Origin of the sequence: Streptomyces sp. FXJ1.172, assembly GCF_001636945.3 — a bacterium.
In the GTDB taxonomy this organism is placed as follows: Bacteria; Actinomycetota; Actinomycetes; order Streptomycetales; family Streptomycetaceae; genus Streptomyces.
This window is the reverse complement of record NZ_CP119133.2, coordinates 5,156,764-5,176,565: the sequence shown is the minus strand read 5'-3', so window position 1 is coordinate 5,176,565 and position 19,802 is coordinate 5,156,764. Positions and strand designations below refer to the sequence as shown.

The window sequence follows — 19,802 nt, the reverse complement described above, 5'->3', positions numbered from 1 at the left end:
CGTCACATTCGACCATGTCACATCCTGGCCGCCCCGCGCGTCAGAGCTGTGAAGCAAGCCAGCAACACACGGGAGCAACAGATCATGGAAGCGCGTCTGAACGTCTTCGCCAACCCGCTCGCCGGCCAGGTCATCAAGCACCTCAACGCGGTGGGCCAGGTGGTCGCCGAGTCCGGCCTGCCCGCCGCCACGCAGGAGCTGGTGAAGATCCGGGCCAGCCAGATCAACGGGTGCGGATTCTGCACCGACATGCACACCAAGGACGCGGCCGCCGCCGGTGAGACCGTGCAGCGGATGAACCTGGTCGCCACCTGGCGGGAGGCCAAGGTGTTCACCGAGGAGGAGCGGGCCGCCCTGGAACTGGTGGAGGAGGGCACCCGGATCGCCGACGCGGCCGGCGGTGTCCCGGACGACGTGTGGATGAACGCCGTCAAGCACTACGACGAGAACCAGCTCTTCGGCCTGATGACGCTGGTCGCCCTCATCAACGCGTACAACCGCATGAACGTCATCCTCCGGATGCCCGCCGGCGACTACCAGCCGGGGATGTTCGAGCACTGACCCGGCCCGGGGGTGCCGGGGCGCAAGGCCTCAGGGATGCATCCGCGCCCCCTTCAACACCTTGTCCACCCCGCCCCGCGGCCCGTACACCGCCAGCCCCACCAGGTCCAGCCCGGCCGTCGGCGCGGCGCGTACCGCCGCGCGGTTGTCGCGGTCGTTGCCCGTCGTGAACAGGTCCGCCGTGAAGACCGCGCGGGGCAGGGCGCGGCTCAGCGCCCTGGCGTGGGCCGCCTTCAGGGTCTCCTTCGTGCCCTCGAAGACCAGGACCGGCTGGCGGAACATGGGGAGGTACGGCACACCGTCCGCGTCCTCGTACGGCTCGCCGATCACCTCGGGGATCTGGCTGCCGAGGCCGCTGACCAGGAACGCGGTGACGTTGAGGCGCTGCCAGGGCTCCAGGTCCTCGCGCAGCAGTACGGCGATCTTCGTGTCGAAGCGGATCGGTTCGGTGTTCATGCACCGAGACTGCCGGGCGGCCGGGCGGCGGGTCTTGTACGTTCTTTGCGTGGCCGCCGACCAGCAGGAAGTCTCCGCCTGGCGCCCGCGCGTCCCGGGCGTCGTGGAGGTCTTCCACGCCCACTTCACCGAGTACGCCTACCCGATGCACGTCCACGACGTGTGGACGCTGCTCATCGTGGACGACGGGGCCGTGCGCTACGACCTGGAGCGGCACGAGCACGGGACCCCGCTCGGCACCGTCTCGCTGCTGCCGCCGCACGTCCCGCACAACGGCGCGCCCGCCACCCCGCACGGCTTCCGCAAGCGGGTCGTGTACCTGGACACCAGCCGGCTCGGCGCCGACCTCATCGGCGCGGCCGTCGACGGGCCCGACCTCGTCGATCCCCTGCTGCGGCGGCGCGTCGGGCAGTTGCACTCGGCGCTCGCCCGGGCCGGTGACGAGCTGGAGGCGGAGAGCCGGCTGGCCCTCGTCGCGGAGCGGCTGCGGGATCACCTGCGGGACCGGCGGAACCGGCGGGACACATCGGCCCACCGGGCCGGTCCCCTCCTCGCCCGGCGGCTGCGCGAGCTGCTCGACGCGCGGGTCGTGGACGGGGTCGGGCTCGAGGAGGCCGCGCGGCTGCTGCACGCCCATCCCGCGCATCTGGTACGGGCGTTCAGCCGCGCGTACGGCATCGCCCCGCACCAGTACCTCACGTCCCGGCGGGTCGGGCGGGCCCGGCGGCTGCTGCTGGACGGACGGGCTCCGGGTGAGGTGGCGGCCGCCACCGGGTTCTGCGACCAGGCCCATCTCACCAGGCACTTCAAGAAGCTGGTCGGGGTCACGCCCGGCCGCTACCGGCTCAGCGCGCGCTGAGCGTCGTACAGGTTGCGCGGGCGCACGGCGTCCGTCCGGCCGGTGGTCCTCAGTCCGTCGGGCGCTCGATCAGATGCCTGAACGCGTCCAGGTTGCGTGTGGACTCGCCGCGCGACACCCGCCAGGCGTACTCCTTGCGGATGGCGGAGGCGAAGCCCAGCTCCAAAAGGGTGTTGAAGGCGCCGTCGGCGGCCTCGAGGACCTGGCCGAGGAGGCGGTCGATCTCGTCGGGCGTCACGCAGGAGAGCGGCAGGCGGGCGGTGACGTAGATGTCGCCGAGGCGGTCGACGGCGTAACTCACCCCGTACAGCTTGAGGTTGCGCTCCAGGAGCCAGCGGTGGACGCCCGCCTCGTTCTCGTCGGGGTGGCGGATGACGAACGCGTTGAGCGACAGCGAGTGCCGGCCGACGAGGAGGGAGACCGTCGTGGACAGCTTGCGGGTGCCGGGGAGCTTGACGACGTAGTTCCCGGGCTCCGGGCTCTCCCACTCCAGTTCGGCGTCCTTCAGGACGTCCTCGAGGACCTGTCCCGTCTTCTCCGCATCACCCATGGTGGGAGCGTACGCGACGGCGGTGGGACTGGGTCGCGGCCGTGTAGACCTCGGCGGTGGCGGCGGCCGCCGTGTCCCAGCCGAAGGACTGCGCGTGCCGGGCGGCGGCCCGGCCCATGGTGGCGGCGAGGGCGGGCTCGTCGGCGAAACGGCGCAGCACGCGCGCGTAGTCGGCCGGATCGTGCCCCTGGACCAGGAAACCGGTCTCGCCGTCCCGTACGGCCACCGGGAGACCGCCGACGGACGCCGCCAGCACCGGTGTACCGGCCGCCTGCGCCTCTATGGCGACGAGCCCGAAGGACTCGCTGTAGGACGGCATGACCAGCACGGACGCGGCCCGGAACCAGTCCGCGAGCTGCTCCTGGCCGACCGGCGGCCTGAACCGTACGACATCGGCGATGCCGAGCCGCGCGGCGAGCTTCTGCAGCCCCTCCGGCTTGGCGAGCCCGCTGCCGCTGGGGCCGCCGACGACCGGGACGAGGATCCGCGAGCGCAGCTCCGGGCGCTCCTCCAGCAGGGCGGCCACGGCACGCAGCAGCACGTCCGGGGCCTTCAGGGGCTGTATACGGCCGGCGAAGAGCGGGATCAGGGCGTCCTGCGGCAGGCCCAGGCGCAGGCGGGCGGCGGCGCGGCCGTCGGCGGGGCGGAAGCGGCCGAGGTTGACGCCCGGGTGGACCACGGCGACCTTGGCGGGGTCGGCGGCGTAGTGCCGTACCAGCTCGTCGGCCTCCTCCTCGGTGTTGGCGATGAGCCGGTCGGCGGCGGAGACGATCTGGGTCTCGCCGATGACGCGGGCGGCGGGCTCGGGCGTGTCGCCATCGGCCAGGTTGGCGTTCTTGACCTTGGCCATCGTGTGCATGGCGTGCACCAGGGGCACGCCCCAGCGCTGGGCGGCGAGCCAGCCGACGTGGCCGGAGAGCCAGTAGTGGGAGTGGACGAGGTCGTAGTGGCCGGGGCGGTGACCGGCCCATGCCTGCATCACGCCGTGGGTGAAGGCGCACAGCTGGGCGGGCAGGTCCTCCTTGGCGAGGCCCTCGTAGGGGCCCGCGTCGACGTGCCGGACGAGGACGCCGGGGGACAGCTGGACGGTGGGCGCGAGACCGCCGGAGGTGGCCCGGGTGAAGATCTCGACCTCGATGTTGATCGCGGCGAGCCGCTGGGCCAGTTCCACGATGTAGACGTTCATGCCGCCGGCGTCGCCGGTGCCGGGCTGGTGGAGCGGCGAGGTGTGCACGGAGAGCATGGCGACCCGGCGGGGCCTGCGGTGCAGCCGGAGCCGGGAGGCGGCCGACGGGGAGCGCCGCCCGAGCCTGCTGACGTACTGGCTCACGTGGCGTTCCTCCTCGCTGCGGGCATGCCGGGCGGAGGGCCATCGGCACCCTCCCAGGTGGTGCAACAGCGGGCGGGGGCGCCGCCATTTCCCGATCGACCCCCTTTACCCAATCATGACCATCGCTCGCTCAACCGTTCGGGTGGGCGCGGCGAGTCCGCTCGGCCGGCCCGGCGCCTGCGGGGCCCCGCTTACCCTCGTACGTATGACAGCCCGCGCAGCGCTCCTCCCCCACTCCCGGCTTCGCCCGGGCGGGCGGGCCCCCGTCATGGGAACGGTGACGCGCGGGACGACCAACCCCAACCGGCTGCGGCGCATGGACCGCTGGATCGCCGCCACGCACGGCGCCGAACTGCGCCGCGCCGAGGATCCGCTGGCCATCGACCTCGGCTACGGCGCCGCGCCCTGGACCGCCGTCGAACTGCTCGGCCGGCTGCGGAGCGTCGCGCCCCACGCGCGCGTGGTCGGCGTCGAGATCGAACCGGAGCGGGTCGCGGCGGCCGCGCCCTACGCGCGCGACGGCCTGGCCTTCCGGCACGGCGGGTTCGAGATCCCCGTCGCCGGGCGCCCGCTGCTCGTCCGGGCCGCCAATGTGCTGCGCCAGTACGACGAGGACCAGGTCGCCGCGGTGTGGGAGCGGCTGTGCGCACGGCTCGCCCCGGCGGGCGCCGGCTCGCGCGGCGGGCTGCTGGTCGAGGGGACGTGCGACGAGATCGGCCGGCGGCACGTATGGGTGGCGCTCGGCCCGGAGGGGCCGCGGACGGTGACCTTCGCCACCCGGCTGGGCTCGCTGGAGCGTCCGTCGGACCTCGCCGAGCGGCTGCCGAAGGCGCTCATCCACCGCAACGTCCCCGGCGAGCCGGTGCATGCCTTCCTGCGCGACTTCGACCGCGCCTGGGCCGCCGCCGCGCCCTACGCCTCCTACGGCGCCCGGCAGCGCTGGCTGCGCGCGGTGCGGGACCTGAGGGCCGACTGGCCGGTGACGGACTCCCCCGCGCGCTGGCGGCAGGGCGAAGTGACGGTGGCGTGGGGGGCGTTGGCGCCACGCGGCTGACATCCGCGTCCGGGCCGGCCCGGGGGAACGATCTGTGTGCGTCGTTCGTCACACCGGCGGGAGATCGTCATGCGGGGCCGGACAGGGGGGCATTCCTTCCTGTGTCGTTTTCCGTGCCTCTGTCGTTTTGCGCCGTCACGTGGCACGATCCCCCAGGCACCGTAAGTTACTGACGGGAAATCAGTTTGGGGGACGTGTGATGGGCTGGGGCAAGCGCGGCATCCTGACGGCCGCCGTGACCGTGGTCTGCGCGGTGACCGCGCTGGCGGCACCCGGCACGGCCTTCGCCGACCCGGCACCCACACCGGGCACTTCCCCGGCGCCCTCCTCGGCACCGTCCTCGACTCCCGCGCCCGACAAGGACCTCGAGAAGGTCCGCGCGAAGCTCGACCGCCTCTACCACGACGCGGCCGTCGCCACCGACGCCTACAACGCGGCCGAGGAGAAGACCAAGCAGCAGTCCGCCGAGATCGTCGCGCTGGCCAAGAAGATCGACGAGGGGCAGCGGAAGCTCGACCGGCTCAAGGACCAGGCGGGCGCGGCGGCCCGCGAGCAGTACCGCACCGGAGGCATGCCGCCCACCGCCCAGTTCCTGCTCAGCAACGACCCGGGCCAGGTCCTGGACGGGGCCGGGCTGGTGCTCCAGAGCCAGCGGGCGGCCGGGACGATGATCGGCGAACTGGCCGGCACCCAGAAGGACTTGCAGGCGTACGCCGCCGACGCCGCCGAGCAGTGGACGAAACTGGACGCCGAACGCAAGGCCAAGGCCGCCGCCAAGAAGAAGATCGAGCAGCAGATCGCCGCCGCCAAGAAGCTCGAGTCCGAGCTGGCGAAGAAGGACCAGGAGCGGCTTCAGCAGCTCGAGGACCAGGCCGCGCTGAAGGCGCAGACCGCCTGGCTGGACACCGGCGTCCTGAAGGAGATCAACGCCAAGGCCTCCGAGCAGGGCAAGAAGGCCGTCACGTTCGCCACCGCCCAGCTCGGCAAGCCCTATGTATGGGGTGCCGAGGGCCCCAGTTCCTTCGACTGCTCGGGCCTGACCTCCCAGGCCTGGGCGGCGGCCGGCCACCCCATTCCGCGCACCTCGCAGGAGCAGTGGCAGCAGCTCAAGCACATCGACATCAAGGACATGCGCCCGGGCGACCTCATCATCTACTTCACCGACGCCAGCCATGTCGCCATCTACATCGGCGACGGCGCGATCATCCAGGCCCCGCGCCCGGGGCGGAACGTGACGATCGCGGGGGCCGGCTCGATGCCGATCCTGGGGGTCGTGCGCCCGGACGCGTAGGCCGCACGGCCGGGCGCACGACCGGGGCGCACGGGGCGTGGCCGGCCGCGCGGTTCCCCGCGCCCCCTCCTTGCACGCCCCGGGGAATCCCCGTGACCCGCGCCACGTGAACCACGCCACGTGACCCACTCCACCCTCAACACCCGAGCGGATCCCGGCCGGACGTGAGCTTCGTCATCCCCCGGGCCGGGGTGCCCTGTCCAACTGTCGTACGGAACGCGGCATATGACGGCGGCCTGCGCGCGAGCGACGCGGCTCACACCATTCCATCGGGGCGGGCAATGCCGCTATGGTCACCCGTCGGTGGCCTCGAGACCCTCGACGCCGCCGTGCCCTCGGGGGGAGGGAAGGAACCCAGACGATGCCCGTACCCGTACCGCGGCAGAGAGCGATCCCGGCCGTGGAGAGTGGTCAGGCGCAGGCCGCCTCCGCAGTCGGCGGCCCCCTCAAGGAAGAGGTCCACCGCGACGCCACGCCCACGAGCGGCACCGGCACCACTCTCACCCTGCTGCTGATCGAGGACGATCCGACGGCCTCGCCGATCGTGCCCGAGCTGCTGGACCCGTCCGGCAAGCCGATCCGCGTGCGCACCGCCCGCAACCTCACCGAGGCCGAGCGGCTGCTCACCGACGACGTCCACTGCATCCTGCTCGACCTCGCGCTCCCGGCGCCGGGCGGCAGCGACGCCGACGACGAGCTGGCCGTGCTGAGGCACGTGCTCCGGCTCGCGCCCCGGCATGCCGTCCTCGCGCTGACCGCCTCGGCGGACGCCGAGCGCGGCGCCGAGGCCGTGCGCGTGGGCGCGCAGGACTACCTCTTCCGGGACGAGCTGGACGGCCGGCTGCTCAGCCGTGCCATCCGGTACGCGGTGGAGAGGAAGCGTTCCGACACCGCCGAACGGCGACTGGCCGAGGGCCGGCTGCGCGCACAGGAGAACCGCCGCCTGGAGCGCGGGCTGCTGCCCACGCCCCTGCTGGACGGCTCCGCGCTGCGCTTCGCCGCCCGCTACCGCCCCGGCCGCTCCCGGGCGCTGCTCGGCGGCGACTTCTACGACGCCGTCCGCACGCCCGACGGCACCGTGCACGCCATGATCGGTGACGTCTGCGGCCACGGCCCGGACGAGGCCGCGCTCGGCGTGGAGCTGCGCATCGCCTGGCGGGCGCTGACGCTGGCCGGACTGTGCGGGGACGAGCTGCTGAGCACGCTCCAGGAGGTGCTGGAGCACGAGCGCGCCGACGAGGAGATCTTCGCGACGCTGTGCACGGTCGACATCGCCCCGGACGGCCGGAGCGCGGGCCTGTGCCTGGCGGGCCACCCCGCCCCGCTGCTCGCGCGCCCCGGCCGGAGCGCGCGGCTGCTGCCGTACGACAACAACGGTCCCGCGCTCGGCCTGCTGCCCGGCGCCCGCTGGCCGCGGATGCAGGTGGAGCTGGGCGCCGAGTGGAGCCTGATGCTCTACACGGACGGGCTGATCGAGGGGCGCGTCGGCGAGGGGCGCGAGCGGCTGGGGCAGGACGGGATGGTGTCGATGATCCGCAGGCAGCTCGCCGAAGGGCTGCGCGGGGAGGCACTGCTGCGGGCCGCCGTCAGTGAGGTCCGGGATCTCAACGGGGGCGAGCTGACCGACGACGTGGCGGTCGTGCTGCTGGACCGGACGTCATAGCCGGGCTCTCGCCGCAGGGGGCGCCTCGCCGTGGCCGGGTGCGGGCCGTGCGTGGTGCCCGCACCCGGGCGGCGGAGCCGCGCAGGTCCAACATGGTCCCGCGCCTCCGCGGGACCCTCTGCCGGCCCTACCGGCCCCCGTTGTACGGGCCGTACGGGCCGTCGCTGCTGCTTCCGCGGCCCCTGCGGCGGAAGCCCTTGCCGCCCCTTCCGCCCGAGACCTGCTGGAGGGCCGGGCGTACGTCCACGAAGAACACGATCGTCGCCACCAGGCCGGCCAGCTGCAGGAACAGCATGGGCACGAACAGGTTCACCGCCACCGCGATGCCCAGGATGATCAGCCAGAAGCCCTTGTTCTGCTTGTCCGCGGCGCGGTAGGCGTCCTCACGGAAGATCGCGGCCATCACGAACGCCACGATGGCGAGCGCCAGTATGGCGGTGAAGATCAGCCACATCACTCCGCCGACTGCCGTCATCAGCACAGTACCCACCACCCGAGTCGAGTCGTCCGTACAGCCACCGTACCCGGACAACGGGCCGGACACCCCGAAGGTGCCCGGCCCGATGCCGACTCGTCGCTCGCGCTCACTTCGCGGGCGGGGTGGTCTTCTTCGCGGTGGTGCTCTTGCGCGGCGCCGGGGTCTTCTTCGCGGCCGGCTTCTTCTCGGTGTCGGCCTCGGCGCCGGCCCCGGCGGGCTTCGGCTCGTCCTTGACCTCGGCCGGCTCGGTCCGGCCCTCGACGGTGATGGCCAGTTCCTCGAGGTCGTCGGCGGCCTCGCCGCGCCAGGTCTTCACGGCCTGCTCACCGTGCTCGGCGACCTTCTCGTAGGTCTCACGGGCCTTGACGGCGTACTCGGCGGCGACGCCGACGCCGCGCAGGGCGAGGTCCTGGGCCTGCTCGCCGAGCTTCTTCAGGTCCACGTCGAGGGTGCCGAGGAACTCGTTGACCTTGGTCTGGAGGGTCTCCTGCGCCTCCTTGGCGCGGGCGGCGGCCTTCTCCTGCACGGCCTTGGGGTCGGTGTTGCGCACGGCCTCGATGCGGGCCGGGGCCTCGGCCCGCAGCTGCTCGACCAGGGCGGGCACCTTCTTGGCCTGCTTGTAGGCGAGGTCGGCGGTGCCGGCGGCGAAGTAGAGCGGAGTCGGGTCGCTGAGGGTCTTGCGCAGGTCGTCGGTGATGGCCATGGTGATCTGGTCCTCCCGGATTCGCGTTCGGCTGAGGTTGGTGTGGTCCGCGGTGGGGCGGCCGGCGCCCTGGTCCGGTTATCCGGCCGTCCGCCGCGGACCGGCATCGACGTCGTCGGCATCCATGTCGGCGGCGTCCGCGTCGGTGGCAGCCGTGCCGCCGGTGTCGTCCGTACGCCCCGCGCCGTCCTCGTCCGCGGCGCTCTCGCCGACCCCGAATCCGTTCTCCTTGCGGAAGGACTCGTAGATCTGGAGCAGCACCTGCTTCTGCCGCTCGTTGAGCGAGGGATCGGCGAGGATGACGGCGCGCGTCTCCACCTCGTCGAGGTCCCGCTCGGCGTCGAGGATTCCGGCGCGGACGTACAACGTCTCGGCGGAGATGCGCAGGGCCTTGGCGACCTGCTGGAGCACCTCCGCGCTGGGCCTGCGCAGCCCGCGCTCGATCTGGCTCAGGTACGGATTGGACACCCCGGCGGCGTCGGCGAGCTGCCGCAGCGACAGCTGGGCGTTCCGCCGCTGTTCGCGCAGGTACTCACCGAGGTTGCCGACGTTCAGCGATGCCATGCCTCCACCTTGCACCACGTCCGCTAACAATTGCAAGCACCCCGCTTGCAAAAGTGTGCCGGTCGCTCACCGGGCCAGCTCGGACGGCTCGTCCAGGCGGGTCAGCTTGTGCGGGTTGCGTACGACGTAGAGGCCGGTGATCCGGCCGTCCGCCACCGTGAGGCCGATCGCGCCCGGTTCGCCGTCGAAGTCGAGCCGTACGGCGGGGGCGCCGTTGAGCAACACCGGCCTCGGCTCGAAGACGCCCGTCACCTGGTGCGCGCGTGCCAGGATCCTCGCCACCGCGCCGGCCCCGTGGAACGGCGTCAGGCCGGCGGCCACCACCCCGCCGCCGTCCGTGATCATGACCACGTCCGGCGCCATGAGGTCCAGCAGCTCCTGCACCCGCCCGGTGCGCAGCGCCCGCAGGAACCGCTCCACCACGGCCTGCTGCTCCGCGCGGCTCACCCGCACCCGGGGCCGCCGGGCCGCCACGTGCTCGCGGGCCCGGCGCGCGATCTGCCGGACCGTGGCCGCCGGTTTCCCGACGGCCTCGGCGATCTCGCCGTACGGCAGGTCGAAGACCTCCCGCAGCACGAACACCGCGCGCTCGGTCGGCCCCAGCGTCTCCAGCACCGTCAGCACGGCCATCGAGACGCTCTCCGCGAGTTCGACGTCCTCGGCGACATCGGGGCTGGTCAGCAGCGGCTCCGGCAGCCATTCGCCGACGTACTCCTCGCGACTGCGCGTGAGGGTGCGCAGCCGGTTGAGCGACTGCCGGGTGACGACCCGGACGAGGTACGAGCGCGGGTCGCGGACCTCCGCCCGGTCCGCCCCGGCCCACCGCAGCCAGGAATCCTGGAGCACGTCCTCGGCGTCGGCCGCCGACCCGAGCATCTCGTAGGCGACGGTGAACAGCAGGCCGCGGTGGACGGTGAAAGGATCCTCCCGGTCCGCCCAGTCCCCCCTGTCCTCCCGGCCTGCCCGGTCCTTTGCCGTCATACCGGCGGCGCCAGCGGGATCTCGCAGGCATCGGAGTAGCCCTGCGACCGGATGCCGTGGGCCGTGTTGTTCCTGGTCGCCAGGTTGACGAAGGCGACGTACGCGGTGAGTTCGACCATCGCCGCCGGGCCGAGCCGGTCGAGCAGACCCCCGTACAGCTCGTCGGTCACGGTGGTCGGGGTGTCCGTCATGGCCTCGGCGTACTCCAGCACGTCCCGCTCCAGCGGCGTGAACACCTCCGAATCCCGCCAGCGCGGCACCTGGCTCGCCTTGGCCAGGTCCAGGTTCTCGTTCTGCGCCTGGAAGTAGCCGACGTCGAGGCACCAGCTGCACCCCACCTTCGCCGCCACGGCCATGTGCGCGAACGACTTCAGGCTCGCGTCGGCCGCGTTCCACCGGCCGAGCTTCGCCGAGAACTCCAGGTTGGACTGGGCCACTTCGGGGTTGTGCCAGGTCACCTCGACGGGTTCGGGCACGGCGCCGAGCTGCTCGATCATGTTCTCGAGCAGCTCGGCGGGCAGTTGTGCCTTCGTGATGCGCGGGGTCATGCCGGTGTCCTCCTCGGACCTCGTGTGCGGTCGTCCGGCATGAAGACACCGGCCGGGCCCGGAACGTGACATCCGCCGCGCCGCGGTCAGTCGGCGACCAGATCCTCCGGGGCCGAACGGGCGAGAGCGGCGAGGGCGGCGAGCGCCCGGGCGAGGACGTCCGGCGGTGGTGTGGCGAGCCCCACGCGGACCGCCGCCGGGGCGTGGCCGCCGCCCACGGTGAAGGCGGCCGCGGGGACGACCCCGATGCCGTGCCGGGCCGCGGCGGCGACGAACGTGTCCGCGCGCCAGGGGCGGGGCAGCTGCCACCAGCAGTGGTAGGAGACGGCGTCGCTGCGCACCGCGAACCCGGCCAGGTGCCGGGCCGCGATCTCCTGCCGCAGCGCCGCCTCCCGCCGCTTGGCGGCCACCAGCTTGCGCACCGTGCCGTCCTGCTGCCAGCGGTGGGCGGCCTCCAGGGCGAAGCGCATGGGAGCCCAGCCGCCCGACCGCAGGGCGGCCGCGATCGCGCCCGTCAGGTCGGGCGGGGCGACGGCGAAGCCGAGGGTCAGGCCGGGGGCGATCCGCTTGGAGAGGCTGTCGACCAGGACGGTCCGCTCGGGGGCGCGGGCGGCGAGCGGCGGCAGTTCGTCGCGCAGGAACGCCCAGACCGCGTCCTCCACGGCCGGCAGCCCGAGCCGCGCGAGGACCTCGGCCAGCGCCACGACCCGTTGCTCGGGCATCGACAGCGAGAGCGGGTTGTGCAGCCTCGGCTGGACGTAGACGGCGTGCAGCGGCGCGGCGGCGTGGGCCTCGGCCACCGCCTGCGGAACCAGGCCGTCCGCGTCCATCGCCAGGGGTACGAGCGTGATGCCGAGCCGCGCCGCCACCGCCTTGACCACCGGGTACGTCAGCTCCTCGACGCCAAGACGCCCGCCCGGCGGCACCAGCGCGGTGACGACGGCCGCGAGGGCCTGCCGGCCGTTGCCCGCGAACAGGATCCGCGCGGGGTCGGGGTGCCAGCCGCCGCGGGCGAGGATCCCGGCGGCGGACTCCTGGACGGCGGGCAGTCCGGCCGCGCCGGCCGGCCGCAGGGCGTGGCCGAGGGCGTCGGGCTGCAGCAGCCCGCCCAGCCCCTCGGCGAGCAGCGCGCTCTGCCCGGCCGCGGCGGGGTAGTTCAGCTCCAGGTCGATCCGGCCGCCGGCCGCCGGCTCCGTGAGCGCCGTGGCCGAGCCCTCGCCCGCCGCGCGCACGAACGTGCCGCGTCCCACCTCGCCCACGGTCAGGCCGCGGCGGGCCAGTTCCCGGTACACGCGTGTGGCGGTGGAGCCGGCGATGCCGTGCTGCCGGGCGAACGCGCGCTGCGGGGGCAGCCGGTCGCCGGGCCGCAGGACGCCGGAGCGGATCTCCTCGGCCACGGCGTCGGCGACGCTCCGGTAGTCCGTCGCCCGGGGTTCGTTCATGGCCCGCCATCCCAGCACAGAATTGCACCGAGCGCAATCTTTCGATTGCACTGAGCTATTGCCCTGCCCTACGCTCGCCGCATGATGGAACTGAGCGGGATCCTCGGGGTGGGCGTGGTGGCACTCGGCATGGTGCTCACGCCCGGGCCGAACATGATCTATCTCGTCTCGCGCAGCATCACCCAGGGCAGACGCGCCGGGATGATCTCCCTCGCCGGGGTGGCCCTGGGCTTCCTGGTGTACCTGCTCGCCGCGAACCTGGGCCTGTCGGTCGTCTTCACCGCCGTACCCGGGCTGTACGTCGCGGTGAAGCTGGCTGGCGCCGCCTACCTCGCCCACCTCGCCTGGAACGCCCTGAAGCCGGGCGGCGTCTCGGTCTTCGACCCCCAGGACGTGCCGCACGACTCGCCGCGCAGGCTGTTCACGATGGGCCTGATGACGAATCTGCTCAACCCGAAGATCGCCATCATGTACGTGTCGCTGATCCCCCAGTTCGTCGACCTGGACAAGGGCCATGTCCTGCTCCAGGGCCTGGTGCTCGGCTCCGTACAGATCGTGGTGAGCATCGCGGTCAACCTCGCCATCGTGCTCGCCGCCGGCACGATCGCGGTCTTCCTCGCCCGCCGGCCCTCCTGGCTCAAGGTGCAGCGCCGGCTGATGGGCACGGTGCTCGGCGCGCTCGCCGTCTCGCTGGCCGCCGACACCTCGGGGCCCGCGTAGGACGGCTCGATGTCGTCAGGCGCCGTCAGGAGTCGTCAGGAGTCGTCAGGATTCGAGAAGCGCCGGCGCGCCGGGCGGCGTTAGGTTGGCCGGCATGGACCTCACCGCAGCGCACACCGCCGACAGCCATGACCTGATCCGGGTGCACGGCGCCCGCGAGAACAACCTCAAGGACGTCGGCGTCGAGCTGCCCAAGCGCCGGCTGACGGTCTTCACCGGTGTGTCCGGCTCGGGGAAGAGTTCGCTGGTGTTCGACACGATCGCCGCCGAGTCGCAGCGGCTGATCAACGAGACGTACAGCGCGTTCGTACAGGGCTTCATGCCGAGCCTGGCGCGCCCCGAGGTCGACGTCCTCGACGGGCTGACGACCGTGATCACCGTCGACCAGCAGCGGATGGGCGCCGACCCCCGGTCCACCGTCGGCACCGCCACCGACGCCAACGCCATGCTGCGCATCCTCTTCAGCCGGCTCGGCACGCCGCACATCGGCTCGCCCAAGGCGTTCTCCTTCAACGTGGCCTCGATCAGCGGCGCCGGCGCGGTCACCGTGGAGCGCGGCGGGCAGAAGGTGAAGGAGCGGCGCAGCTTCAGCATCACCGGCGGCATGTGCCCGCGCTGCGAGGGCCGGGGCACGGTCTCCGACCTCGACCTCGGCCAGCTCTACGACGACTCGCTGTCCCTCAACGAGGGCGCGCTGACCGTCCCCGGCTACAAGTCCGGCGGCTGGAACTACCGCCTCTACACCGAGTCCGGCCTGGTCGACCCCGACAAGCCGATCTGCGAGTACAGCAAGAGGGAACTGCAGGACTTCCTGTACCGCGAGCCGACCCGGATGAAGATCGCGGGCATCAACATGACCTACGAGGGCCTGGTCCCGCGGATCCAGAAGTCGATGCTCGCCAAGGACAAGGAGGGCATGCAGCCGCACATCCGGGCCTTCGTGGACCGTGCGGTCACCTTCACCGTCTGTCCCGAGTGCGCGGGCACCCGGCTCACCGAGGCGGCCCGCTCCTCGAAGATCGCGGGGGTGAGCATCGCCGACGCGTGCGCGATGCAGATCAGCGACCTGGCCGAGTGGGTACGGGGGCTGGACGAGCCGTCGGTGGCGCCGCTGCTCGCCTCGCTGCGGCACTCGCTGGACTCGTTCGTGGAGATCGGCCTCGGCTATCTCTCGCTCGACCGGCCGGCGGGCACGCTGTCGGGCGGCGAGGCGCAGCGCGTGAAGATGATCCGCCACCTCGGCTCCTCCCTGACCGACGTCACGTACGTCTTCGACGAGCCCACCACCGGTCTGCACCCGCACGACATCCAGCGCATGAACGAGCTGCTGCTGCGCCTGCGCGACAAGGGCAACACGGTCCTCGTCGTGGAGCACAAGCCGGAGGTCATCGCGATCGCCGACCACGTCGTGGACCTCGGCCCCGGCGCCGGTACGGAGGGCGGCACGGTCTGCTTCGAGGGCACCGTCGCGGGGCTGCGGGACAGCGGCACCCTCACCGGCCGCCACCTGGACGACCGGGCCGCCGTGAAGGACACCGTCCGCAAGCCGACGGGCGCGCTGGAGATCCGCGGCGCGACGACGCACAACCTGCGGAACGTGGACGTCGACGTCCCGCTCGGCGTGCTGTGCGTGGTCACCGGCGTCGCCGGCTCGGGCAAGAGTTCGCTCGTGCACGGCTCGGTCCCGCCCGGTGCGGACGTGGTGTCGATCGACCAGACCCCGATCCGCGGCTCCCGGCGCAGCAACCCGGCGACGTACACCGGACTGCTCGAGCCGATCCGCAAGGCCTTCGCCAAGGCCAACGGCGTCAAGCCGGCCCTGTTCAGCGCCAACTCCGAGGGCGCCTGCCCCACTTGCAACGGCGCCGGCGTGGTCTACACCGACCTGGCGATGATGGCCGGTGTCGCCACTCCCTGCGAGGAGTGCGAGGGCAAGCGCTTCGAGGCGTCGGTGCTGGAGTACACCCTCGGCGGGCGGGACATCGCCCAGGTGCTGGCGATGTCGGTGACCGAGGCGGAGGAGTTCTTCGCCGCCGGCGAGGCGCACATCCCGGCGGCCCACAGGATCCTGACGCGGATGGCCGACGTCGGCCTCGGCTACCTGACCCTGGGCCAGCCCCTCACCACCCTCTCCGGCGGCGAACGCCAGCGTCTGAAGCTGGCCACGCACATGGCCGACAAGGGCGGTGTCTACGTCCTGGACGAGCCGACGACGGGTCTCCACCTGGCCGACGTGGAGCACCTCCTCGCCCTGCTGGACCGGCTGGTCGACTCGGGGAAGTCGGTCATCGTGGTCGAGCACCACCAGGCGGTCATGGCCCACGCGGACTGGATCATCGACCTGGGACCGGGGGCCGGGCACGACGGAGGGCGCGTGGTGTTCGAGGGGACGCCCGGGGAGCTGGTCGCCACGCGGTCCACCGTGACCGGGGAGCACCTGGCCGCCTACGTGGGGGCGTGAGGAGTTCTCAGCCCGGTCTCACTCGTGGGTGCCGAGGGCGGGGGGCAGGCGCGCGTCGTGGCGCCGGCGGGACGACAGCCCCAGGGAGGCGGTGGCCGCGGCGAGGGTCATGGCGTACGAGTCCAGCGCGCGGCGGACGTTGGGCGCGTCCAGGCTCGCGCCGGTGACCAGGCGGTCGAGGTCGACGTAGGCCGAGCGGACGATCTCGGTCCACCGGTACACCCGCCAGTCCTCCTGCCAGTTCTTCGTGAACCGCGCGGGCAGCCGCCTCTCCCAGCGGCGGAACATGCGGTCGCGGATCTCCGGCCGGGTCGGGGTGAGGTGCATGTGCCGGACCAGCTCGTACAGCGGGTCGCCGACCAGGGCCATCTCCCAGTCGATCAGGGTGAGCGCCGGGCCGTCGTCCCGGCGGACCAGGTTCCAGGGGTTGAGGTCGCCGTGCAGCAGGGCCGGGTCGCGGTCGGTGACCCGGTGCCGGGCGAGGATCTCGCGCAGCCGGGGCGCGTCGGGCAGGCCGAGGAGGCGGGCCAGCTGCTGGGACTCCTTCGGCAGGGCGGCGACCAGCGCCACGAGCTGCTCGCTGAGCCAGTCGTAGAAGCCGGGCCGGCCGGCCACCGGGTCGACCCGGGCGTAGTCGACGCCGGTCAGCGCGGCCAGCTGGTCGACCAGGCAGTCCGCCTCGTGCGGGCGCAGCCCGTGCACCGGGTGCTCGGGGCGGCGGCCGGGATCGCGCCCGCCCTCATAGGTGTGCACGGCGAACCGGTCCCCGCGGTACGGGTGTTCCGGATCGGTGGCATGGCTCTCGCCGAGCGCCAGCACCCGGGGCGCGGCCACGGCCGCCCCCGACCGTTCGATCGCCGCGAGTACGGCGTGCTCGCTCAGGAAGCTGCGCTCGCGCCGCAGCACGACGGTCACCTCCCGGCGGACGACCACGGGGAAGCCGACGCCGGGCACCTGGATCACGGTGCTGAGATGCGCGGCCCCCTTGAACACCCGCCCGGCCGGTGCCGTGCCCTCCAGGAACAGCGCGTCGGTGACGGCGGAGTGCGGGAATCCGGGATGCTCGGGCACCCGGCGGTCGGGGGTCCAGCCGATCCCGCGCCGGCCCGCCCCCGTCGGCGACGGCCCCGCGCAGACCCCCCGCCGGAACAGCACCCGCTCGATCTCGGTCCGCTCCGGCACCCGCCCCAGCCGCAGCGCGGCGGCCGCACGGCGCAGGGCCGTGTGGACGGCGTCCGTCGCCGCGTCCAGGCTGTCGCGGCCGAAGGAGTCCTCCAGGGAGCGCGCGGCACGGATCACGGTGGCGTACAGGGACTGGGCGTATTCGAACGAGACGTAGTGCCGCAGGTCTTTGGCGAGGCCGGCGGTCGCGGCGGGCCGCACCCGGCGCACCGCCCGTTCCCAGGCGCCGACGGCCTCGCGCCACTGCCGTTCGGGGTAGCGCATCCGCACGAGGTGCACGGCGAGGTCGTACAACGGGTCGCCGTACCCGGCCAGTTCCCAGTCCAGGCAGTGCAGCCGCACGGCACCGGCCGACGGCACGAGCAGGGTGCCGTCGTGCAGGTCGCCGTGGAGCAGGCCGTACGGCCGCCGGGTCATCGCCGGGACCCGGTCGGCGAACCGGAGCAGTGCGTCCTCGGGCACGCCGAGCGCCGTGAACAGCCCTCCGTAGCGGCGCCGGTTGGGCCGGCGGATCTGCTGGTCGGCCTGGTGGGCGAGGGCGCGCAGGAAGGCCTGCGAGTCGGTGTGGTTGCCCGGCCGGCCGGGCGGCAGCGGCGGCAGGGCCGCACCGCGCACCTGGACGACGGCGGCGAACAGCTCGGCCAGATCCGTCAGCAAGGGGCCGTCGACCGGTGCGCCGGGCGCGCGCAGCCCGTCCAGCCGGGTGCCCTCGACATGGCTGAGGACGGCGAAGTCCTCGCCCGCCGCCAGACACTGCGGCGCGTGCGGCAGCACGGCCCCCACCGCCCGCAGGATCTCCGGCTCGCCCGGCCAGGTCCGGATCACCACCGGCGGTACGCCGGCCCGCCGTACCCGTACGGTCACCGGGGTGCCCGGCGCCCGGCCGAGCAGGCGGGCCAGCGGCTCGGTCAGCGGCAGGACGCGGTCGTCGTACCGGGGGCCGCCGCCGGTCGGCGGCCCCGCGAGGGCGCGCGCCACGAACTGCTGGACGACGGCGTCCGTCCGGACTCGCCGGGCAGGCCCCCCGGCCGCGGCACGGGGACCAGGCGATGCGCCCACGGGCCGCTCCAGATCGATCACGCGAAAGGAAGAACAGCGAGAACAGCGGGAAGTACAGCGGGAAGTACAGCGGGGATTACGTCGGTTGGAAGGCAGAAGGCCGGGGTGCCGGCCGCCGAGGTCCGGGTCCGGCTCGTCGCCGTTCCTTGCGCGCGCGTACGCACGGATCCGGGCGGTGGCCCGGACGTGTCGGCATGCTAGCCCACCGGACGACCGCTGCGGAGCAACCTCAGCAGCGGCTCGAGCGACTGTACGACCAGCTCGGCGCCCGCCGCCCGCAGGGCCAGCTCCTTGGTGCCGTTACGCGCGTAGCCGAGGAACGGGACGCCCGCCTCCCGGGCCGCGGCCAGGTCCGAGGCGGCGTCGCCGATCATCAGGGCGGCCTCGGGCGGGGCGCCCAGCGCGCTCAGGGCGCGGTGGACACAGTGCGGGTGCGGTTTGAGGTGGTGCAACTGCCCGGTACGGCCGTACAGGTGAGGGGTGAAGCAGCCGGCGAGGCCGCGGGTCTCGAGGTAGGTGCGGGCCGCGCGGGGCGAGTTGTTGGTGGTGACGGCCAGCCGGGCGCCGACGGCCGTCCAGGTGCGGATCAGCGGGTCGGCGTACGCGGTGGGCAGGGCGGAGGCGGCGGCCCGCAGTTCCTCCTGGGTGAGCCGCTCCTCCAGCCCGGCGACGAGGTCGCTGCCCGGGCGGCGCCGGCCCACCGCGCGCAGCACCACCTGCGGATCCAGGGTCTCGCGTTCGGCGGCGGTGAGCAGCCCGTGCAGGCCCTGCCGCTCCAGCCACTCCACCAGATCGGCGGCGACCCGCTCCGCCCGGTGCCCGGCGAACAGCCGGCAGATCGGCCCGTCGAAGTCCCACAGCACGAAGCGGGCCGGTGTGATCAGTTCCCGAAGCTTTTCGATCTCGTTCGCATCAGAAGTCACTAGGAGAGTGTCAGGTCCGAGGTGATGGTTTCCCAGAGGGCGTCGAACCACTTCTGCGATTGCTCCACGAACGCCGCGTCCCGCTGACCGGCCCGTTGCTCGAAGGAGAACAGGAGGGACTCGGAGCCCAGGGTGTCCCACATCTCGAGCGTCCCGCTGTCGGTGGGCTCCTCGCGGCGCGTGATCATGTAGTGCGCGAACAGCGCCTCCACCCCGTTGAGCAGGTACAGCTTCACCGGAGGGGTGAACGGCAGCGCCCGGAAGGTGACCTGGACGTCGATGTCGTGGGTGGCGCGCAGCGCCTGCAGGTTGTACTGGAGCACCTGGCCCTGGGCGTTGCGCATCGCGAGCCAGCGCTGGTGCACCGCGTCGTCCTCCTCGCTGCCGGCGTCGACCGAGACCGGGAAGGCGAGGTTGATGTCCCGGCCCGGCAGCAGGATCCGGGCGTCGATCTTCGCCGGCCGCAGCCGCCCCTCGTGGATCAGCCGCAGCGGCTCGCCGAGCGCGGGGATCAGGCTCTGTGCGGTCAGGCAGACGGCGTCGATGCGCACGTGCGGCGCCGAGAACGCCTCGGTCAGCCGGGGCGCGAGCGCCACCATCGTCGGCTGCGGCTCCTCACGTGCGGGCTCCGGCTCGGCCACCCGCGGCGGGCTGCCCTTGCTGACGTCGCTGAGCAGCCCGTCCTCCTGGAGCACCCGCAGCGCCTGGCGCACGGCACCCCGCTCGACCCCGAACTCCCCGGCCAGCTCGGCCTGCGTCGGCAGCCGCGCGCCGGGCCGCAGCGCACCCGTGCGGATGCGTTCGCGCAGGGTGTCGGCGATCTCCTGCGGCGTGCGTCTCCTGCTGCCGTTCACTGCCACATGCTCCTGAGTCACGACCAAACGCTACAACTCTCATCCATCCAGGGAGAGTTGCCCAGAAGTTGTTCCTGCATAGCAGCCAAGCACAAACAAGTTGGCCGGAGTTGGTCGGCGGAC

The 19,802-nt window shown here is 72.9% G+C and carries 19 protein-coding genes; 7 read left to right on the top strand and 12 right to left on the bottom strand.

What is annotated here, in order from left to right:
• The first annotated feature begins 84 nt into the window (after positions 1-84).
• Complete coding sequence (locus A6P39_RS23135; RefSeq protein ID WP_067049184.1) at positions 85-561, top strand: carboxymuconolactone decarboxylase family protein; 477 nt, start codon at positions 85-87, stop codon at positions 559-561.
• Between the two features lie 30 nt (positions 562-591).
• Here the strand turns inward: A6P39_RS23135 and A6P39_RS23130 are convergent, their stop codons facing one another.
• Positions 592-1,017, bottom strand: coding sequence for a DUF2000 domain-containing protein (locus A6P39_RS23130; protein ID WP_067049181.1), 426 nt, complete (start codon positions 1,015-1,017; stop codon positions 592-594).
• On the opposite strand from A6P39_RS23130, the gene A6P39_RS23125 reads away from it, so the two are divergent.
• Positions 1,016-1,876 (top strand): helix-turn-helix transcriptional regulator, encoded by an 861-nt coding sequence (locus tag A6P39_RS23125; RefSeq protein WP_107304405.1) that lies wholly within the window; start codon positions 1,016-1,018, stop codon positions 1,874-1,876. The genes A6P39_RS23130 and A6P39_RS23125 overlap by 2 nt on opposite strands.
• Positions 1,877-1,925: 49 nt before the next feature.
• On the opposite strand, the gene A6P39_RS23120 is transcribed toward A6P39_RS23125, so the two are convergent.
• Positions 1,926-2,426 (bottom strand): YbjN domain-containing protein, encoded by a 501-nt coding sequence (locus tag A6P39_RS23120; RefSeq protein WP_067049175.1) that lies wholly within the window; start codon positions 2,424-2,426, stop codon positions 1,926-1,928.
• Positions 2,419-3,756, bottom strand: a complete 1,338-nt coding sequence (mshA, locus tag A6P39_RS23115) for a D-inositol-3-phosphate glycosyltransferase (protein WP_067049172.1) — start codon at positions 3,754-3,756, stop codon at positions 2,419-2,421. Before mshA ends, A6P39_RS23120 begins: the two co-directional genes overlap by 8 nt.
• Positions 3,757-4,024: 268 nt before the next feature.
• Here mshA and A6P39_RS23110 point away from each other — a divergent pair, with 268 nt between their 5' ends.
• The 3 genes from A6P39_RS23110 (at position 4,025) to A6P39_RS23100 (ending at position 7,764) form a co-directional block, all read left to right on the top strand.
• A complete protein-coding gene (locus A6P39_RS23110; RefSeq protein WP_067049168.1) occupies positions 4,025-4,810 on the top strand; it encodes a methylase in 786 nt (261 codons plus the stop codon).
• Positions 4,811-5,009: 199 nt separating this feature from the next.
• Positions 5,010-6,101 carry a C40 family peptidase gene (locus A6P39_RS23105; protein WP_067049165.1) on the top strand — a complete coding sequence of 364 codons (1,092 nt, stop codon included), beginning with the start codon at positions 5,010-5,012 and terminating at the stop codon, positions 6,099-6,101.
• Positions 6,102-6,462: 361 nt separating this feature from the next.
• The gene (locus A6P39_RS23100; protein WP_067049163.1) at positions 6,463-7,764 is read left to right on the top strand and encodes a PP2C family protein-serine/threonine phosphatase; all 1,302 of its coding nucleotides are present in this window, start codon (positions 6,463-6,465) and stop codon (positions 7,762-7,764) included.
• Positions 7,765-7,891: 127 nt separating this feature from the next.
• On the opposite strand, the gene A6P39_RS23095 is transcribed toward A6P39_RS23100, so the two are convergent.
• The 6 genes from A6P39_RS23095 to A6P39_RS23070 all read right to left on the bottom strand — a co-directional run bounded on the left by A6P39_RS23095 (position 7,892) and on the right by A6P39_RS23070 (position 12,480).
• Positions 7,892-8,239: a DUF2516 family protein gene (locus tag A6P39_RS23095; protein ID WP_443052930.1), complete on the bottom strand. Its 348-nt coding sequence runs from the start codon at positions 8,237-8,239 to the stop codon at positions 7,892-7,894.
• A 109-nt stretch (positions 8,240-8,348) separates the two neighbouring features.
• On the bottom strand, positions 8,349-8,945 hold the full coding sequence (locus A6P39_RS23090) for a hypothetical protein (protein ID WP_067049160.1): 597 nt from the start codon (positions 8,943-8,945) through the stop codon (positions 8,349-8,351).
• A 78-nt stretch (positions 8,946-9,023) separates the two neighbouring features.
• Complete coding sequence (locus tag A6P39_RS23085) at positions 9,024-9,509, bottom strand: helix-turn-helix domain-containing protein (protein WP_067049157.1); 486 nt, start codon at positions 9,507-9,509, stop codon at positions 9,024-9,026.
• Positions 9,510-9,575: 66 nt separating this feature from the next.
• Positions 9,576-10,490, bottom strand: a complete 915-nt coding sequence (locus tag A6P39_RS23080) for an RNA polymerase sigma-70 factor (RefSeq protein ID WP_067049154.1) — start codon at positions 10,488-10,490, stop codon at positions 9,576-9,578.
• Positions 10,487-11,038 (bottom strand): carboxymuconolactone decarboxylase family protein, encoded by a 552-nt coding sequence (locus A6P39_RS23075; RefSeq protein ID WP_067049151.1) that lies wholly within the window; start codon positions 11,036-11,038, stop codon positions 10,487-10,489. The genes A6P39_RS23080 and A6P39_RS23075 overlap by 4 nt, the downstream gene beginning before the upstream one ends.
• 86 nt (positions 11,039-11,124) lie before the next feature.
• Positions 11,125-12,480, bottom strand: coding sequence for an aminotransferase-like domain-containing protein (locus A6P39_RS23070; protein ID WP_067049148.1), 1,356 nt, complete (start codon positions 12,478-12,480; stop codon positions 11,125-11,127).
• 81 nt (positions 12,481-12,561) lie between these two features.
• On the opposite strand from A6P39_RS23070, the gene A6P39_RS23065 reads away from it, so the two are divergent.
• Positions 12,562-13,200: a LysE family translocator gene (locus tag A6P39_RS23065; RefSeq protein WP_067049144.1), complete on the top strand. Its 639-nt coding sequence runs from the start codon at positions 12,562-12,564 to the stop codon at positions 13,198-13,200.
• A 94-nt stretch (positions 13,201-13,294) separates the two neighbouring features.
• Positions 13,295-15,661, top strand: a complete 2,367-nt coding sequence (locus A6P39_RS23060) for an excinuclease ABC subunit UvrA (protein ID WP_275883894.1) — start codon at positions 13,295-13,297, stop codon at positions 15,659-15,661.
• A gap of 18 nt (positions 15,662-15,679) precedes the next feature.
• Here the strand turns inward: A6P39_RS23060 and A6P39_RS23055 are convergent, their stop codons facing one another.
• From A6P39_RS23055 to A6P39_RS23045, 3 genes are all read right to left on the bottom strand, one after another.
• Positions 15,680-17,902, bottom strand: coding sequence for an aminoglycoside phosphotransferase family protein (locus A6P39_RS23055; protein ID WP_067049012.1), 2,223 nt, complete (start codon positions 17,900-17,902; stop codon positions 15,680-15,682).
• A gap of 197 nt (positions 17,903-18,099) precedes the next feature.
• On the bottom strand, positions 18,100-18,825 hold the full coding sequence (locus A6P39_RS23050; RefSeq protein WP_234378998.1) for an HAD family hydrolase: 726 nt from the start codon (positions 18,823-18,825) through the stop codon (positions 18,100-18,102).
• Positions 18,825-19,706: a FadR/GntR family transcriptional regulator gene (locus A6P39_RS23045; protein WP_199840862.1), complete on the bottom strand. Its 882-nt coding sequence runs from the start codon at positions 19,704-19,706 to the stop codon at positions 18,825-18,827. The genes A6P39_RS23050 and A6P39_RS23045 overlap by 1 nt, the downstream gene beginning before the upstream one ends.
• Positions 19,707-19,802 lie beyond the last annotated feature (96 nt).

Excerpts from the sequence above, each read along its gene's own strand:
- A6P39_RS23090 (WP_067049160.1), bottom strand. The coding sequence starts at position 8,945 with ATGGCCATCACCGACGACCTGCGCAAGACCCTCAGCGACCCGACTCCG.
- A6P39_RS23125 (WP_107304405.1), top strand. The coding sequence starts at position 1,016 with ATGCACCGAGACTGCCGGGCGGCCGGGCGGCGGGTCTTGTACGTTCTT.
- A6P39_RS23095 (WP_443052930.1), bottom strand. The coding sequence starts at position 8,239 with ATGACGGCAGTCGGCGGAGTGATGTGGCTGATCTTCACCGCCATACTG.
- A6P39_RS23075 (WP_067049151.1), bottom strand. The coding sequence starts at position 11,038 with ATGACCCCGCGCATCACGAAGGCACAACTGCCCGCCGAGCTGCTCGAG.
- A6P39_RS23130 (WP_067049181.1), bottom strand. The coding sequence starts at position 1,017 with ATGAACACCGAACCGATCCGCTTCGACACGAAGATCGCCGTACTGCTG.
- A6P39_RS23065 (WP_067049144.1), top strand. The coding sequence starts at position 12,562 with ATGATGGAACTGAGCGGGATCCTCGGGGTGGGCGTGGTGGCACTCGGC.
- A6P39_RS23080 (WP_067049154.1), bottom strand. The coding sequence starts at position 10,490 with ATGACGGCAAAGGACCGGGCAGGCCGGGAGGACAGGGGGGACTGGGCG.
- A6P39_RS23110 (WP_067049168.1), top strand. The coding sequence starts at position 4,025 with ATGGGAACGGTGACGCGCGGGACGACCAACCCCAACCGGCTGCGGCGC.
- A6P39_RS23100 (WP_067049163.1), top strand. The coding sequence starts at position 6,463 with ATGCCCGTACCCGTACCGCGGCAGAGAGCGATCCCGGCCGTGGAGAGT.
- A6P39_RS23135 (WP_067049184.1), top strand. The coding sequence starts at position 85 with ATGGAAGCGCGTCTGAACGTCTTCGCCAACCCGCTCGCCGGCCAGGTC.
- A6P39_RS23120 (WP_067049175.1), bottom strand. The coding sequence starts at position 2,426 with ATGGGTGATGCGGAGAAGACGGGACAGGTCCTCGAGGACGTCCTGAAG.
- A6P39_RS23070 (WP_067049148.1), bottom strand. The coding sequence starts at position 12,480 with ATGAACGAACCCCGGGCGACGGACTACCGGAGCGTCGCCGACGCCGTG.
- A6P39_RS23105 (WP_067049165.1), top strand. The coding sequence starts at position 5,010 with ATGGGCTGGGGCAAGCGCGGCATCCTGACGGCCGCCGTGACCGTGGTC.
- A6P39_RS23060 (WP_275883894.1), top strand. The coding sequence starts at position 13,295 with ATGGACCTCACCGCAGCGCACACCGCCGACAGCCATGACCTGATCCGG.
- A6P39_RS23085 (WP_067049157.1), bottom strand. The coding sequence starts at position 9,509 with ATGGCATCGCTGAACGTCGGCAACCTCGGTGAGTACCTGCGCGAACAG.